The organism is Pantoea sp. GbtcB22 (genome assembly GCF_019091025.1).
Classification (GTDB): Bacteria; Pseudomonadota; Gammaproteobacteria; order Enterobacterales; family Enterobacteriaceae; genus Pantoea; species Pantoea leporis.
Map to the genome: position 1 here is coordinate 97,696 of NZ_JAGXKB010000007.1, position 16,440 is coordinate 114,135.

The following is a 16,440-nucleotide window of genomic DNA, read 5'->3' on the forward strand; positions in this document are numbered from 1 at the left end:
ACTTACATAAAGATGGCGTAAACCACGGCCGCAACAATGAAGCGGTAGATAGCGAAAGAGACGAACGAGATACGCTTGATCAGCTCAAGGAACACCTTGATCGCCAGCAGCGCCACGACGAAAGCCGTTACAAAACCGACGGCAAACATTGGTAAATCCTGCATCGTCAGGAAGCCGAGGCTCTTGTAGAGATCCAGTCCGGTGGCGCCAATCATCATCGGCACCGCCAGAATGAACGAGAACTCTGACGCCGCATAACGGCTCACGCCCATCAGCATACCGCCAGAAATCGTCGCACCTGAGCGCGAGAAGCCCGGCCACAGCGCCAGACACTGGAAGCAGCCAATCATAAATGCCTGACGGTAGGTGATATCGTCAACGCCAACCGCTTTCGGCTGCTTCGGCTTGAAGTATTCCGCCACCAGCAGCAGCACACCGCCGACCACCAGCGCATACATCACGTTGATCGGGTTAAACAGCGTTTTAATTTGGTCGTGCAGCAGCAAACCAATCACCACCGCAGGCACCATACCCAACAGAATATGAATCAGGGTTAATTTGCCCGTACCCACGCCTTCATGTTTGACCTCACCGAAGTGAATGCCGATCAAACCAAACAGGCGGCGCCAGAACATCACAACCACAGCCAGAATCGAACCGAGCTGAATCACCACTTCGAAGGTTTCAGCGGTCTGGCCTTCAAAACCCAACAGATGGCCAACAATAATCATGTGGCCCGTGGAAGAGACCGGCAGGAATTCCGTGAGGCCTTCTACAACCCCCAGGATTGCAGCTACCCAAAGCTGGTGAATGTCTGCCATCAAAATATTTCCTCTATCCGTTTTAAACAGTAAAAAGGCGGTCGCAAAGGGCTACCGCCTGAAATTATGCCTGCGTCACGCTGAAGGAAACCTTAAGAAATTCGGTCACTTCCTGCTGGTTAGCGCAACGGCCTCAAGTGAGACACACCATAATTTGGTTTGGTTTCATTGTGATGGCAATCACGGAAGATTTATTTCGGAATAGTCCCGCGCTCAATACGTACGCCAACGCTGGCCGCCTGCGCGACAGCGCCCGGTTTGCCTACCTTTATGCGCACGCCGGGGGTTTTGAAACGATTCATCAACAGATCGGCGATTTCTTCTGCTACCCTTTCGACCAGGGCGAAACGCTGGCCATGCAGATGATTGAGGATCACTTCCGTGACATCGGCGTAGCTCAGACAATCATTCACATCGTCGCTGGCGGCGGCGTGACGGTTGTCCCACGCCATTTCGACATCGAGCACCAGCTTCTGCTGCATGCCTTGTTCCCAGTCGTAAACGCCAATAGTTGTGAACACGGTAAGCTGCTCGATAAATACGATATCCATGATGTCAGTCTCTGTTTTTGGCTAAGCCGGATACCACTTCCGGCGGATTATGCGTATTATCCACGCTTATCGAGAACAAAACGACCCAAAAGGAACGGTACGACGCTATGAGTGCTATCGCGCTTGGTATGATTATTTTCGCGTATCTTTGCGGCTCGATTTCCAGTGCGATACTGGTCTGTAAACTGGCTGGTTTACCCGATCCGCGCTCGCAAGGCTCAGGCAATCCTGGCGCGACCAACGTTTTGCGCATTGGTGGCAAAGCCGCCGCTGCGGCGGTGCTGATTTTCGACGTGGCAAAAGGCATGCTGCCGGTGTGGATTGCTTATCTGCTGCACGTTGCCCCGCTCTATCTTGGCCTCACGGCGATTGCCGCCTGTCTGGGCCACATCTATCCGGTGTTCTTTCGTTTTCGCGGCGGTAAAGGCGTGGCGACGGCCTTTGGTGCGATTGCGCCGATTGGCTGGGATTTGACGGGATTGATGACCGGCACCTGGCTGCTGACGGTGCTGCTAAGCGGCTATTCGTCACTTGGCGCGATTGTCAGCGCGCTGATCGCACCGTTTTACGTGTGGTGGTTCAAACCGCAATTTACTTTCCCCGTTTCGATGCTCTCGTGTCTGATTCTGTTGCGGCACCACGACAACATCCAGCGCCTGTGGCGCGGCCAGGAAAATAAGATCTGGAAGCGGAATAAGAAGAAATAAAAAAACCGGCGCAAGGCCGGTTTTTTATTTTAGATGGCGGGCAATTCTGCCAGCGGCCAGCGCGGCCGCACGCTGACGCTGAGTCCACCGCTGGTGCCGCCTTTGAGGCGCACCATGCCCGCGTAAGCAATCATCGCGCCGTTATCGGTGCAAAACTCAGGGCGCGCGTAAAACACTTCGCCGCCACGCTTTTGCATCATCTCGGCCATGCGCTCACGCAACGTGCGGTTCGCGCTGACGCCACCCGCAATCACCAAACGTTTAAAGCCAGTTTGCTCAAGCGCGCGTTTGCACTTAATCATTAAGGTATCAACCACCGCATCTTCAAATGCGCGGGCGATATCCGCGCGAGCTTGCTCGTCGCCCTGATGCTCGCGAATGGTATTCGCCGCAAAGGTTTTCAGGCCGGAGAAGCTGAAATCCAGCCCCGGACGATCGGTCATTGGCCGCGGGAAGCGGAAACGGTTTGGCGTGCCTTGCTGCGCCATACGCGACAGCATCGGTCCGCCGGGATAATCCAGCCCCAGCAGCTTGGCGGTTTTATCGAACGCTTCGCCAGCCGCATCGTCAATCGATTCGCCCAATAAGGTGTATTCACCAATGCCGGTCACGCTGATCAATTGCGTATGCCCGCCGGAAACCAGCAGCGCGACAAACGGGAATTCTGGCGGATTCTCTTCCAGCATCGGCGCCAGAAGATGCCCTTCCATATGATGCACCGGCACCGCCGGCACATTCCAGGCGAATGCCAACGCTCGGCCAATGGTGGCGCCAACCAGCAGCGCCCCCACCAATCCGGGCCCGACGGTGTAGGCGACGCCGTCAATCTGTTGTGGCTCAAGGCCCGCTTCTTTCAGTGCCGCCTGAATCAGCGGCACGGTTTTACGGACGTGGTCACGCGATGCCAGTTCCGGCACCACGCCGCCGTAATCGGCATGCAGTTTCACCTGGCTATATAGTTGATTTGCCAGCAGACCGGACGCATCGTCGTAAATCGCGATGCCGGTTTCATCGCAGGACGTTTCAATACCCAGAACTCGCATAGCTTTTATCACCCTCTTCGTGCGGCGCGCAGTGTAACACAGGCAATTCTCACGCCAGAGACTTTGCCCCTGAAAAAGTGTTTTTCTGTCGCACAAAGAGTGCGCTATACTCCACGGCCTGAAAAAACCGGCAGCCGCGATGGCATATGCCCCTGTTGGTTCTAAATTATACATGGTGCTTTACAAGTCGGCCGCGGCTGGAGTAAAATGCTGCACCATTTTGAAATGTGCTGGCGCCGCAGTCAGCAGCAAAAACCGAATTTTATCGAGGTAAGAGTTACATGCCGGTAATTAAAGTACGTGAAAACGAGCCGTTCGACGTAGCACTGCGTCGCTTTAAGCGTTCATGCGAGAAAGCAGGTGTTTTGGCAGAAGTTCGTAGCCGTGAGTTCTACGAGAAGCCTACCACTGAGCGTAAGCGCGCTAAAGCATCTGCAGTTAAGCGTCATGCCAAGAAACTGGCTCGCGAAAACGCACGCCGCACTCGTCTGTACTAATTTCTTGCGGAAGCTTGCTTCCGCCGCGTGATAAACGCAGACAGAGTCAAGTAAAAGGCCGTGCTTTCCGAAAGGAAGCGCGGCTTGTTGTCGTTTATGAGCTGAAAAATCGGGGCTTATGGCTGGACGAATTCCACGCATATTTATCAACGACTTACTTGCCCGCACGGACATCGTGGATATTATCGATGCCCGCGTTAAGCTGAAAAAGCAGGGTAAGAACTATCACGCGTGCTGTCCTTTTCATAACGAGAAAACCCCCTCTTTCACCGTAAGCGGTGAGAAGCAGTTCTATTACTGCTTCGGCTGTGGCGCCAAAGGCAACGCCATCGACTTCCTGATGAATCACGATCGTCTGGAATTTGTTGAGAGTGTTGAGGAGCTCGCCACGCTTCATGGCTTAGAAGTGCCGTATGAAGCGGGCAACGGTCCTAGCCAGATGGAGCGCCATCAACGTCAAAGTCTTTATCAGTTGCTGGATGGCCTGAACGGCTTCTATCAACAGAGCCTGCGTAATCCACAAGCGCAATCTGCACAGAACTATCTCGCCACGCGCGGTCTTAGTCAGGAAGTGATCGATCACTTCGCTATCGGCTATGCGCCTGCGGGTTGGGATAATGCTCTGAAGCGCTTTGGGCAGCAGAAAGACGATCGCGAATCGCTGATGGAAGCGGGCATGTTGGTCAGCAATGACTCTGGCCGCACCTACGATCGTTTCCGCGATCGTGTGATGTTCCCTATTCGTGATAAGCGTGGCCGCGTGATTGGTTTTGGTGGCCGCGTGCTGGGCAACGATACGCCGAAGTATCTGAACTCACCGGAAACACCGATTTTCCATAAAGGCCGCCAGTTATACGGGCTTTATGAAGCGCAGAAAAATCATCCGCAACCCGCGCGTTTGCTGGTTGTCGAAGGTTATATGGACGTGGTGGCGCTGGCGCAGTTTGGCATCGATTATGCCGTAGCTTCGTTGGGCACGTCGACCACCGCTGAACACGTTCAGCTGCTTTATCGCTCAACGGATACCGTGATTTGCTGTTACGACGGTGACCGCGCCGGACGTGAAGCAGCATGGCGTACGCTCGAAACTGCATTGCCTTACATGAATGATGGTCGTCAGCTACGCTTTATGTTTTTGCCCGATGGCGAGGATCCGGACACGCTGGTACGCAAAGAGGGCAAAGCAGCCTTTGAAGCGCGGATGGAGCAGGCGACACCGCTCTCCACGTTTTTGTTCGACAGCTTGATGCCGCAAGTGGATTTGAGTACACGCGATGGCAAGACCAAGCTGGCGACTCTGGCGTTACCGCTGATTAGTCAAATTCCCGGTGAAACGCTGCGCATTTATATGCGTCAAACCTTGGGTAATAAACTCGGGATTCTTGACGATAACCAGTTAGACAAGCTGATGCCGAAGCTGGCAGAAAGCGGAGTGCTGCCAACTGCCCCACCGTTGAAGCGCACCACCATGCGCGTATTGATCGCGTTATTAGTGCAGAATCCGCAATTTGCCTCCATCGTGCCTACACTGGATGGACTGGAGCAGTCAAAAATGGCGGGTTTACCGCTATTTGTGGAGTTAGTCAGCCGTTGTACAGAGAATCCTGGCCTGACCACCGGACAGCTACTAGAGTTATATCGCGGAACAAATTTTAGCCAGCCCCTTGAAACACTGGCCACCTGGAACCACATGATAGTGGATGAAGAGGCGGAAGAAGTGTTCCAGGATTCACTGGCGAGCATTTACGATTCCGCACTCGAACAGCGCCTTGAAGCGCTGATCGCACGCGAGCGAACTGAAGGCCTAAGCGCCGTCGAACGCCGTGAATTCTGGGCTTTAAGCCAGGCATTAGCGAAAAAATAAGATTTTAACGGGATCAGAACTGCAAGTACGTTAAAAACAGCATTCTGGTTCAGTGATTTCCGGAATGATAGACGCGATAAGCGAAGCCGGAAACACACAGCACAAATTTAGAGGCGTCAACGTCGCAGCCAGTTTCAGTGCTGCCAGCGCACAGCAACCGGAGCGTACTGAAGTACGTGAGGATTGCGAGCACTGCCAGCACTGAAAATGGCAAGTAAGTTAGCCCCGGAAAGAACACAAGCGGCTTAAGTGCCGATTATAGATGGGCTTCAGCCCTGGCCGCGATGTAGGCAGCGGCAAAAACACAACGCCTTCACTGTTATAGTTGGCTCGCGCCGACCGACACCAATCTAATTAACAGAAGTGTGGATACCGTCTTATGGAGCAAAACCCGCAGTCACAGCTTAAGCTACTTGTCACCCGTGGTAAGGAGCAAGGCTATTTGACCTATGCTGAGGTCAATGACCATCTGCCGGAAGATATCGTCGACTCCGATCAGATCGAAGACATCATCCAGATGATTAATGACATGGGTATTCAGGTTGTTGAAGAAGCGCCTGATGCTGATGATCTGATACTGAATGAAAACAGCTCCGATACTGACGAAGATGCCGCAGAAGCCGCCGCTCAGGTTTTATCCAGTGTTGAATCTGAAATTGGCCGTACCACCGACCCGGTGCGCATGTACATGCGCGAAATGGGTACCGTTGAACTGCTGACGCGCGAAGGCGAAATTGACATCGCTAAGCGCATCGAAGACGGTATCAACCAGGTCCAATGCTCTGTAGCCGAATATCCGGAAGCGATCACCTATCTACTCGATCAGTATGATCGCGTTGAAGCGGGCGACTATCGCCTGTCTGACTTGATCATCGGCTTCATCGATCCTAACGCGGAAGAAGATATCGCGCCGACCGCCACGCACGTGGGTTCTGAGTTATCTCAGGAAGATCGTAACGACGATGAAGAAGAAGATGAAGAGGATGACGACAGCTCTGACGACGATAATTCTATCGATCCAGAACTGGCTCGCGAGAAGTTTGGCGACCTGCGTACGCAGTATGAAACCACGCGTACCGTCATCAAAGCGAAAGGTCGCAGCCATGCTGACGCCGTAGCCGAAATCCAGAATCTCTCTGAAGTGTTCAAGCAGTTCCGCCTGGTACCGAAGCAGTTCGACTACCTGGTAAACAATATGCGTGAAATGATGGAGCGCGTGCGTACGCAAGAGCGCCTGATCATGAAGCTGTGTATTGAACTGTGCAAGATGCCGAAGAAAAACTTCATCACGCTGTTCACCGGCAACGAAACCAACCCAAGCTGGTTCAAAGCCGCGCTGGCGATGAACAAGCCTTGGTCTGAGAAGCTGCTGGAAGTTGAAGATGATGTGAATCGTTCGCTGTACAAACTGCAGCAGATCGAAGAAGAAACCGGCTTGACCATCGAGCAGGTGAAGGACATTAACCGTCGCATGTCTATCGGCGAAGCGAAAGCGCGCCGTGCGAAGAAAGAGATGGTTGAAGCAAACTTACGTCTGGTTATCTCTATCGCCAAGAAATACACCAACCGTGGTCTGCAGTTCCTCGATCTGATTCAGGAAGGCAACATCGGTCTGATGAAAGCCGTTGATAAGTTTGAATATCGTCGTGGTTATAAGTTCTCAACTTACGCCACATGGTGGATCCGTCAGGCTATCACCCGCTCTATCGCTGACCAGGCGCGCACCATCCGTATTCCGGTGCATATGATTGAGACCATCAACAAACTCAACCGTATTTCGCGTCAGATGCTGCAGGAGATGGGTCGCGAACCGACGCCGGAAGAGCTGGCTGAACGTATGCTGATGCCTGAAGATAAGATCCGCAAAGTGCTGAAAATCGCTAAAGAGCCGATCTCTATGGAGACGCCGATTGGTGATGATGAAGATTCGCATCTGGGCGATTTTATCGAAGACACCACGCTGGAGCTGCCGCTGGATTCCGCAACCTCGGAAAGCCTGCGCTCAGCGACCCACGACGTGTTGGCTGGCCTGACCGCGCGCGAAGCGAAAGTGCTGCGTATGCGTTTCGGTATCGATATGAACACCGACCACACGCTGGAAGAGGTTGGAAAACAGTTTGATGTAACGCGTGAGCGTATTCGTCAGATCGAAGCCAAGGCGCTGCGTAAACTGCGTCACCCAAGCCGCTCAGAAGTACTGCGTAGCTTCCTCGACGATTAATCGTTGTCTAGACGAAAAAACCCTGGCTTGCCGGGGTTTTTTATTGCCTGAAGAATAGCTCTTTCACGCGTTGTTCTGCAGCCAATCATGCAGTTGGCGATAGGATGCGGCCATCTCTTCCAGCGTCGCACGATTTAACCCGCTCGGATTAGGCAGCACCCACAAACGCGTTTCACCCAGCGTTTGCGGCTGCTCGCCCCACTCAACTTTGCGCTGACGAAACGCTTTCTGAAAAGCATCCTTGCCCAACACCGCCAACGCACGCGGCTGATAGTGCAGAATCTTTTGTTGCAGGCGTGAACCACCGTCGCGTAATTCATCGCCGTCCAACTCGTTAGCCTGCACCGTTGGACGCTCCACCAGCATGGTGATGCCACAGCCAGTTTCCAGCAGCCGCTGCTCCTGCTCGGGCTTAAGTAACTCGCGCGTAAAGCCGGCCTGGTAAATCACCTTCCAAAAGCGATTACCGGGATGCGCAAAGTGAAATCCGGTGTGCGCCGACGATTTGCCCGGATTGATGCCACAAAACAGCACCTGTAAATCAGGTGCAATAATGTCGCGGATATCGTGCTCGCTCATGCCATCTCCAGTCCGGCGCGTTGTTTTACCGACCGACGACTGCTCGCCAGCATCGTACGTGCTTCCTCGTCGTCCGGACAAGCGCGTGCCATTGCCACCGCGCCAACCATTTCAGCCAACATGGTGGTCGCGGCGTCATCCGCATGCGGATGGTTAAGTTCCTGTAGCGTCAATGCTAAACGCTGCCGCATCGCTTCACGCCGCTGAGAAAACAGCGTGCGTGCCTCAACCGGTAAATGTGCCATTTCACTCACCAGCGCAGGCAGCGGACAGCCTTCACCCGGCGTGTTGCAATGATGCTCGGATAAATAGCTATCGATTAACTGACTCAGTCGTTCAGCGGGATCGTTAATTGAGGTGATATCCGCAAAGCGGCGCGCAGAATCGGCAAACATCTCAGCGATCACCGCTTGCACTAAATCTTCGCGCGAGGCGAAGTGGGCATAAAAGCCGCCGTGCGTTAAGCCCACGCGCTTCATCAGCGCCGCGACACCGATGCTTTCAGTGCCGTTCTCGCGCATTACCACAGAGGCTTCATCCAGAATGCGCTGTCGCGTACGCGCTTTATGGCTCAGCTTTTCCATCTTCATTGACTCCGATATCGTTGATAGCAATCAGTGTAATTATTACAACCATCATATTCTAGCTTGACGACAAATATTATGATCGTCATATTAAACCTCGTAAATATGATAACCATCATTTAAAGGAATACACCATGTCACAACACCTGGCTTTAATCACCGGCGCATCAAGCGGAATTGGCGCAACCTATGCAAAACAGCTGGCAGCACGCGGCACAAACTTGATTCTGGTGGCGCGCGATGCAGCCAGGCTCAATCTGTTGGCGCAATCTTTGCGTGAATCACATGGCGTTGAAGTCAGCGTGTTAGCGGCCGATCTCACCAACCATGATGATTTGCAAAGAGTCGATCACGAAATCCAGCAAAATAAAGCGATAACTCTGCTGGTAAACAATGCGGGCATGACGGTTGAAGGTAAATTCATCGACGGTGACATCGCGAAAATTCAAACAATGCTGACATTAAATATCGTGGCGCTGACACAGCTGGCCCACACTGCTGCGCAGGCGTTTCGTGCACGTCGCAATGGTACGATAGTGAATATTGCTTCAGTGCTAGCGCTAGTGAGCGAATCGGCGAATGGCGCGTACAACGCCAGCAAAGCGTATGTGCTTTCCCTGACCCGTAATTTGCATCGTGAATTAGCCGAAAGCGGTGTGCGTATGCAGGCGGTGTTGCCAGGCTTAACGCGTACCGAGATCTTCGAGCGCGCAGGAAAATCCATTAACGAAATTCCCGCTGAGATGCTGATGGAAGTGGATGATTTAGTCTCGGCTGCGCTACGTGGACTTGATGCCGGCGAGTTGGTGACCATCCCATCCGTTGAAGATGTGCAGCTTTGGCAGAGCTATGAAGAAGCACGCATCGCCATATTGCCGTTCATCTCGCTTAACAAGCCTGCATCACGCTATTTGTAGCATAAGCAAACTTTCGAATGAGCCTGGTCTCAAAAACCAATGCTGGTTGGGCGCTTAATAAGCGTAGAGCGTGGGACGATAGAATTTTCTTTTGAGATCAATGAGTCAGCTATTGCTGTAATTTTCACCATCCAAATGGCGAACTCTGGATCACCCTAACAAGATACTCTATAATCCCCGCTCCGCTGGCCCCTTAGCTCAGTGGTTAGAGCAGGCGACTCATAATCGCTTGGTCGCTGGTTCAAACCCAGCAGGGGCCACCAAATTTAGTGATTTAAATCATGCTCTTAAGCCACCTTCCTTGAGGTGGCTTTTTCGTATTTGGCTTTCATTGCCCCCTTTTTGTCCACCGAGATCCAAAAGCTAGACAGCAGCATCTATCATTTGTGAACATAAGACGCTGGAACTAACTCAATGCGTAAGGAATACCTAATGATTTATGATTGTTTTTTATACTACGACGAAGATATGCTACTTGATATAAGATTAAATACTTTGGACGATGCCGTAGATTATTTTGTCATTGTAGAATCTACTCATACATTCACTGGGAAACCTAAGAAATTAAATTTCGATATAGATAAATATGAAAGATTCAAAGATAAGATTATCTATGTTGTCTTTGATGAGTTACCAATTCTAAAAAATGGTAAAGCAGGGAACTATGATGCCTGGGCAAACGAGGCTGCAACAAGAAACGCTATAATGCGAGGATTAAAAAAGGCTAAGGATGAAGATTTGATATTAATTTCCGATGTTGATGAAATTTTTAACTCAGAAATTATAAAAAAAATAAACCCCAAGAAATTATGTACGATATTGTATATGCCTTTTTATAATTATCAATTTAATCTTCAAGTATTCAATGCTGACGGATCAGAGCGTCAATGCCGATTACCACGGGCTACTAATATGCATAATCTCAAACATTATTTTGACGGTAAGCCAGAGTTGTTCCGAAACATAAAGAAATCAGAATTATACAGTCATTTTATTTCAAGAAACTGGTTTAAGTTACGCAGCAAGGTCATAAAAAATGCAGGCTGGCATTTCTCATGGATTATGAATCCAGAACGGATATCAGAAAAAATGTCTTCAATTTCTCATACCGAATATGATTTACCTCATTTAAATAATAAAGAGCACATTATTGATGCGCTGAAAAATGGTAAAGATTTATGGAATAGGGAAAGAAAACTTGTCAGGCAAGAGTTAACTAATGATAAATTCCCATCTTACCTTGTTGCGAACAGAGAAAAATTTAAACAATTCGTCTTGTGATAATTTTAGGTTGATAATAAACGGTTAATTCTTAGCGTCATTTAAACTTTTGGAAAGCACAACCACCTATAATCGTGCTAATTTTTGATGACGCCTGACACTGTTTTTACTCCTCTGTTTTACAGTCCATTCGAATCAGTCAATTTTACCGCAGCCCCTAACCAATCATGGCCAAATGGACATTGCTTACGCTCAAGGAGCAGATCCATTCAAGATCCAATAATCTCCAAAAAGACAATCTTGTCTTTTTCTCATTGAGCTGTGCAATTACCAAGATCCAATGTTGATCCTTCAAACTGAAAAGCACTCAAAATATTTTCAAGATTTTAATTTGCCGAATTACATCAGAAAGCCAGTAGCCGCGTGCACTGGCGCATCGGTTTGCATAAAAATAAAACTGAAAAATTTTTATGATGTAAAACCCACAGGCGGGTGCGATGTAGCGCCGTTTTCGTCATTGTGGGGCTGTTGCTGCGCCTGTGCCCTACTGTGCGGGTGATCCATGTGAGAGTGATTAGTCGAGTGGCTGTTCTGATGCGTGCGGCTACGTGCGTTCTGTGTGGTGTGATAGCAGGCATAAAAAAACGCTGTGTTAGCAGGTCTGGTGAAGTGGATAATTTACCGATAACTTGAGAATATTTCGCGGCGAGTGCAGTGACATGTATGGCACTTTTCCCGATGGCGACACTGTTGGTTGGCTGCCCGGTAGACGGGTGCGTATGACTTGCCATTCACTGCATAAGCGCAACACTGTCAAGCATCAACTGCGCCACGTTGATTTGCTCTGAACCAATCCAAACCACTGGCGCGATAGTCTCCTGACGTGTAGCCGCGACGCTTTGCCTGATTTCGTAAAAGATTAGGCTCAACATAAGCCTTGGCTGGGAGATAAAGCGGATAAGCGAGAAGATCACCCGCTCCAGCCGAGTGAAGACGGTTACGCCGCGCACTGTTAATTTAGAGCTGGCATATTTTAGGGCAATGTTTAACGAGCTACGCCGGTTAGATTAATGAACCGCTCCGAACTCGCTTGAAAACGTGCGCGAGTTTAAAATCAGTGAATCGGAGATGGCGTTTCTCACCATTGAGGAAATTAAAACACTCCTCGCTGAATGTGGGAACAGCCGTTCTAAAGATTTAACTACTATTATGAAGATCTGCCTGGCAACTGGCGCACGTTGGAGTGAAGCCGAAGGCTTAAAGGGCAACCAAATCCGCGCCGGTCAGTTCATCTATGTGAAAACTAAAGGCAAGGAAAAACCGCGAGGTGCCGATAACTTAAAAAATTACAAGCTGATCTGCCAGCCTGCAGGAAAGCACAGGTGCTCTTTAAACCTTGTTACTTAGCCTTTAGGAAGGCCATGCAACGTGCCGGTATCGAAACACCTGCTGGGCAGTTTTTGCACGTTTTGCGCCACACGTTCGCGTCTCATTTCATGACGAACGGCGGCAATATTCTCGTACTTCAGCGGATACTAGGGCATACAGATATTAAGGTAACAATGAGATATGCGCATTTTGCGCCAGATAACTTGTCTGAAGCTATTTTACTTAACCCTCTCAGCAAAATGGAATCGTGATGGAGAAGGAAATTCAGTGTGATGATTTAGAACTCGAAGAACTCCTATGCGTTAGGGTTTTCAGTAATACATTTCATGTAATTGGCTTGGATAGGTATTACAAAGCGATAACAGAATGGGCTGAAAGAAAAGTCTTAACAGGCGAAGAGTCTGATACTCTCCTTATTCTGGCATCTCTGAATTTAGAGCCGATACCTGATCGTAATGAAGTAGAGCAATATCTAAAAATTTACCAGCGAGAGATGAACATACAAAATCCACATCCTCATTACAGCGCATTAGTATGGCTACGGATGCAAATAGGATATTTGATTGCTTCTAAATCCGGTGAAGATGTTGAGGGCAAGCTTGCATTATTTACTCATTATTTCTTAGATTTTCCGCCAAGAGCTTTCGCCAGATCAGCGAATATTCTATCCAATTTTTATTGGGAACTGTTTGACGAAGCAATACCTATCTTTTATTCAAAAGCTTCTGAAATGAGTGAAAACGAACTCATTTTGCATGTTAAAGAGCGTCTAACCCCCCTCTACAGGAAGTTAGACAACTCTGACTGGATGGGAATTCTAGCTAGAGAAATTTTTGTGTAGAAATGGCAGCTGAGTGGCAGCAGAGCTCAACGCTATGTGCCACTTTTCATCACTATTCGGCCTAAAGAAAACATTAAATTCAGTAAATTACTGATTCCACTCGCTATAAATTTTAACTTGTTACCGCTTGGTCGCTGGTTCAAATCCAGCAGCGCCACTAATTTTAGTAATGTAAATCATACTGTTAACCCACCTTTTTCAAGGTGGCTTTTTTGTTTGTCATTCATAGTGGCGATCAAATGGCGATACGTTTTCTAAAGCACATCTAAATATCAATCACGCTCCAACTCATTCACCTGCCACCGCACCGAACTTACGCCCTTTTCCAGACTGATGCGGCTCACCAGGCTTTCCAGCTGATCGGTTAACGTGGGATTGCCAATCACCTCAGCATTCACCTCCATGCGATGCGGCGGATCCAAATCCTCACTGTGCAGTGATTGCAGACGCAATCCGCTGCCGCCCAGCGTGTGCAGCATTAGGCTGCGAACCTGAACCTCATCCTGCGCGAGGCAGATGATTTGTACTTTGTAGTGTTGCATCGCTTCGGCTGCTGAGACGATGGTTTGGCGGTTGATACCCAAGGCCAGTTCACGCAGCAGTATATTCGCGCACAGGATCACCATGCAGCCGAGGGCCGCCTCCAGCAGCAATCCCATGCTGCACAGCACGCCAATGGCGGCGGTGCACCACAAGGTGGCGGCGGTATTCAATCCGCGGATGTTCAAGCCATCGCGCATGATCACTCCGCCGCCGAGGAAACCGATACCGGAAACCACATAAGCCGCAACGCGTGACGCATCCGTAGCGATGCCGGGCACGCTTTGTGTCATCAGAACGAAGAGACAAGCGCCGGTGCTCACCAACGCATTGGTGCGTAATCCGGTCATGCGTTGACGTAGTTGGCGCTCACTGCCGATCAGCGCACCCAAAACCAGCGCGACGGTGACGCGCAGTAAAAAGATTTTCCAATCCATGATAGACCTCAATCCGCAGCTTTCTGTTTGCGGAACAAAAGATTAATAAATGGATTACAGACAGTGCGAATACCGCTGGGAACCAGCCGCATTGTGCTTATGAAAAGGGGTGATTCTGGAAGGAAATTCACCGTCTTAACGCGCAGTTAAGACAGCGTGAAGGCTATCTTACCGCGAGGTCCTGCTGTAATCGTTTGGGACTTGTGTCCAATGCCGTTCTCCTCTTGGGTAAAAATTCGCCGCGATTCTAAAGTGACTTACGCAGCATTGCCAACTCAAATAGCCCGTTCGTTTACGTTGGGTTAAAACAAAAAACCCGCCGAAGCGGGTGTATGGAATTGTTATCGCCCCGTCGTTAGCCAACGACTTAGCGTGCCCGAGTTAGCATATCCGCTGATAATGGCGGCATAGCTATCGAAACGGTTGCTGACTTCACTGACCTGGTTGTTGTACAGATCGCTTTCTGCGCTCAATACATCCAGCAATGAACGGCGGCCTAAGTGATACCACTGATCAAAGAAGTCCTTACGAATCCGATCGGATTCCACAATCAGGTTTTTATACAGCACGGCGCGTTCCGCTGTTGAGTGTGCATTCTGGTTGGCAGCACGCACACGATTTTCCAGATCGCGGCGTTGCTCCTGCACTTGCTGACGACTCGCTTCGGCACGTTTAATCGCCGCAATTTCCTGGGCGTTGGTTGAACCGCCGCGGAATAAGCCCCAGCTAACGTTCAGGCCGGTTTGCCATGCCTGTTGGCGTCCGAGCTGATCTTCACGGGTGTTTTTGCTTACCGTCCAGTTGAGCTTTGGCAGGCCAGAAGCTTTGATTGCCTCCGCCTCTTTAAAGGCTGCTCGCTCCTCAGCGCTGGCGCGCAAGATCAGAGGATGGGCATCCAAACTCGTCAGTTGGCGGTTTAAATCACCAAAGGAAAGCGCCCACTTATCGCTGGCTGGTAACGTCACGCGGTTGTTGCCCATCAGGCGATTCAGAGTAATTTCAACATCCCGCGCGCGAGACTCGGCATTTTCCAGGTAGCTTTGCGCTTGCAGTAAGCGCCCTTTTGCCTGCGTCAGTTCACTGCGACGTCCAGTATCTGACTGAACAATACCGCTGAGCATTTTGGTCAGCTCCGCCATACGCGCCAAATACTGTTTACTGATGGCGATGACGTGCTGCTGTTTATTCCACTCAATCAAGGCGTTACTTACCTGCATCGCCAAATCTTCTCGCTGTGCCTGCACCGACTGTAAGGCTGACTTAACGCGCTCTTCGCGACTTTCAATGGTGCGACTGGTTTGGCCAAAGTCGATTAGATTAGTCGCTACTGAAACACCTAAAGACGGCATATTCCCTTGGTATTCATAATTTTTAGTTCCACCACCAAACTCTTTGGTTGCCGAAGCGGCGCTTACATCAACTTGTGGCCAGCGCTGACCTTTCGCTTCATCCACGCTGGCTTCAGCCGCATCACCCTGAGCAATATAGGACTTCAGCGCCGGGCTGATTCGCCAGGTGATACGCGCAGCTGAGAGAAACTTTTGCCGTATTTCACTCTCGGCAACTGTTTCATTAACTCCGCCGCTTAACGTAACGGGTGAAGTCGTTTCTGCCGCTGTAGTCGCTGCTGGAGGGCTAACATAACTAAAATCTGCCTTAGCGCTTTCAGCTGGAGCATAGGTTTTCGTTGCTGCCGCCTGCTGCTGACCCACATTTCGCGACGGTTGCATCGGGTTAAACGGCTGTGGTTCAGGTCGACGCTGATCCTCCGTCAGGAAACCTCCGCCCTGAATTTCAGCATGCTGGCTGGTTTTCGCGCTGATCTGTGCAGGACGTTCGGCGGCTTCGCGCTGGTGCGGCGCTTCTGCTATTGGGGCCGGTACGATTGGCGCAACTGGCGGCTGAACTCGTGGAGTAATCGCGACCTCCGGTATCTGTCTTTCAACAAACAGCGGCGCGGGCGCAGTGAACGTTGGTTGCACAACCTTTGCCGCAGGTGTCGTTGGAGCAGATGCAGGCGCCATTGAACCTTGCAAACGTTGCGTTCGCACCGGCGCTGCCGCAGGAGCGACAGGACGCTGGCCGCTCATTTCCGCAAACATCATCAACTCACTGGTGGAATCCGCCATCACGTTGACCGCTGGCGCCATCACAACGGCAATACAAACGGCAAGCAGAGAGAGATGACGCGCCTGTGCATGGCGCATCTTGTTATTATTTTTCATGAT

The 16,440-nt window shown here is 50.5% G+C and carries 14 protein-coding genes, 1 tRNA gene and 1 pseudogene; 9 read left to right on the top strand and 7 right to left on the bottom strand.

Annotated features, from left to right (window positions below):
* Nucleotides 1–2: 2 nt before the first annotated feature.
* Together bacA and folB are read right to left on the bottom strand one after the other, a co-directional pair.
* Nucleotides 3–821 carry an undecaprenyl-diphosphate phosphatase gene (gene bacA / locus KVT28_RS19385; RefSeq protein ID WP_137386559.1) on the bottom strand — a complete coding sequence of 273 codons (819 nt, stop codon included), beginning with the start codon at nucleotides 819–821 and terminating at the stop codon, nucleotides 3–5.
* Nucleotides 822–1,012: 191 nt separating this feature from the next.
* The gene (gene folB / locus KVT28_RS19390; protein WP_217549717.1) at nucleotides 1,013–1,372 is read right to left on the bottom strand and encodes a bifunctional dihydroneopterin aldolase/7,8-dihydroneopterin epimerase; all 360 of its coding nucleotides are present in this window, start codon (nucleotides 1,370–1,372) and stop codon (nucleotides 1,013–1,015) included.
* Between the two features lie 107 nt (nucleotides 1,373–1,479).
* On the opposite strand from folB, the gene plsY reads away from it, so the two are divergent.
* On the top strand, nucleotides 1,480–2,079 hold the full coding sequence (gene plsY, locus KVT28_RS19395; protein WP_101762983.1) for a glycerol-3-phosphate 1-O-acyltransferase PlsY: 600 nt from the start codon (nucleotides 1,480–1,482) through the stop codon (nucleotides 2,077–2,079).
* 29 nt (nucleotides 2,080–2,108) lie between these two features.
* Here the strand turns inward: plsY and tsaD are convergent, their stop codons facing one another.
* On the bottom strand, nucleotides 2,109–3,122 hold the full coding sequence (tsaD, locus tag KVT28_RS19400) for a tRNA (adenosine(37)-N6)-threonylcarbamoyltransferase complex transferase subunit TsaD (protein WP_217549719.1): 1,014 nt from the start codon (nucleotides 3,120–3,122) through the stop codon (nucleotides 2,109–2,111).
* Nucleotides 3,123–3,403: 281 nt separating this feature from the next.
* On the opposite strand from tsaD, the gene rpsU reads away from it, so the two are divergent.
* The 3 genes from rpsU to rpoD all read left to right on the top strand — a co-directional run bounded on the left by rpsU (nucleotide 3,404) and on the right by rpoD (nucleotide 7,704).
* Nucleotides 3,404–3,619, top strand: a complete 216-nt coding sequence (gene rpsU / locus KVT28_RS19405; RefSeq protein WP_008103436.1) for a 30S ribosomal protein S21 — start codon at nucleotides 3,404–3,406, stop codon at nucleotides 3,617–3,619.
* Between the two features lie 118 nt (nucleotides 3,620–3,737).
* A complete protein-coding gene (gene dnaG / locus KVT28_RS19410; RefSeq protein WP_192412135.1) occupies nucleotides 3,738–5,483 on the top strand; it encodes a DNA primase in 1,746 nt (581 codons plus the stop codon).
* Between the two features lie 379 nt (nucleotides 5,484–5,862).
* Nucleotides 5,863–7,704: an RNA polymerase sigma factor RpoD gene (gene rpoD, locus KVT28_RS19415; protein WP_064738465.1), complete on the top strand. Its 1,842-nt coding sequence runs from the start codon at nucleotides 5,863–5,865 to the stop codon at nucleotides 7,702–7,704.
* Nucleotides 7,705–7,767: 63 nt separating this feature from the next.
* On the opposite strand, the gene mug is transcribed toward rpoD, so the two are convergent.
* Entirely contained in the window at nucleotides 7,768–8,283 is a 516-nt protein-coding gene (mug, locus tag KVT28_RS19420) for a G/U mismatch-specific DNA glycosylase (RefSeq protein WP_101762980.1), read from the bottom strand.
* Nucleotides 8,280–8,867, bottom strand: coding sequence for a TetR/AcrR family transcriptional regulator (locus KVT28_RS19425; protein ID WP_217549794.1), 588 nt, complete (start codon nucleotides 8,865–8,867; stop codon nucleotides 8,280–8,282). The genes mug and KVT28_RS19425 overlap by 4 nt, the downstream gene beginning before the upstream one ends.
* Before the next feature lie 134 nt (nucleotides 8,868–9,001).
* Here KVT28_RS19425 and KVT28_RS19430 point away from each other — a divergent pair, with 134 nt between their 5' ends.
* From KVT28_RS19430 to KVT28_RS19450, 5 genes and pseudogenes are all read left to right on the top strand, one after another.
* Nucleotides 9,002–9,784, top strand: a complete 783-nt coding sequence (locus KVT28_RS19430) for an SDR family oxidoreductase (protein ID WP_217549721.1) — start codon at nucleotides 9,002–9,004, stop codon at nucleotides 9,782–9,784.
* Nucleotides 9,785–9,971: 187 nt separating this feature from the next.
* Nucleotides 9,972–10,047: transfer RNA gene (locus tag KVT28_RS19435), tRNA-Ile, on the top strand.
* Nucleotides 10,048–10,198: 151 nt separating this feature from the next.
* Nucleotides 10,199–11,065, top strand: a complete 867-nt coding sequence (locus tag KVT28_RS19440; RefSeq protein ID WP_256448424.1) for a benzoate transporter — start codon at nucleotides 10,199–10,201, stop codon at nucleotides 11,063–11,065.
* 891 nt (nucleotides 11,066–11,956) lie between these two features.
* A pseudogene (locus tag KVT28_RS19445) lies at nucleotides 11,957–12,645 on the top strand (tyrosine-type recombinase/integrase); the annotation flags it as partial.
* A complete protein-coding gene (locus KVT28_RS19450; RefSeq protein WP_217549722.1) occupies nucleotides 12,645–13,235 on the top strand; it encodes a hypothetical protein in 591 nt (196 codons plus the stop codon). The pseudogene KVT28_RS19445 and the gene KVT28_RS19450, both read left to right, overlap by 1 nt.
* 272 nt (nucleotides 13,236–13,507) lie before the next feature.
* On the opposite strand, the gene KVT28_RS19455 is transcribed toward KVT28_RS19450, so the two are convergent.
* Entirely contained in the window at nucleotides 13,508–14,212 is a 705-nt protein-coding gene (locus tag KVT28_RS19455) for an MgtC/SapB family protein (protein ID WP_110867369.1), read from the bottom strand.
* A 341-nt stretch (nucleotides 14,213–14,553) separates the two neighbouring features.
* Complete coding sequence (locus tag KVT28_RS19460; RefSeq protein WP_217549726.1) at nucleotides 14,554–16,437, bottom strand: TolC family protein; 1,884 nt, start codon at nucleotides 16,435–16,437, stop codon at nucleotides 14,554–14,556.
* Nucleotides 16,438–16,440: the final 3 nt, after the last annotated feature.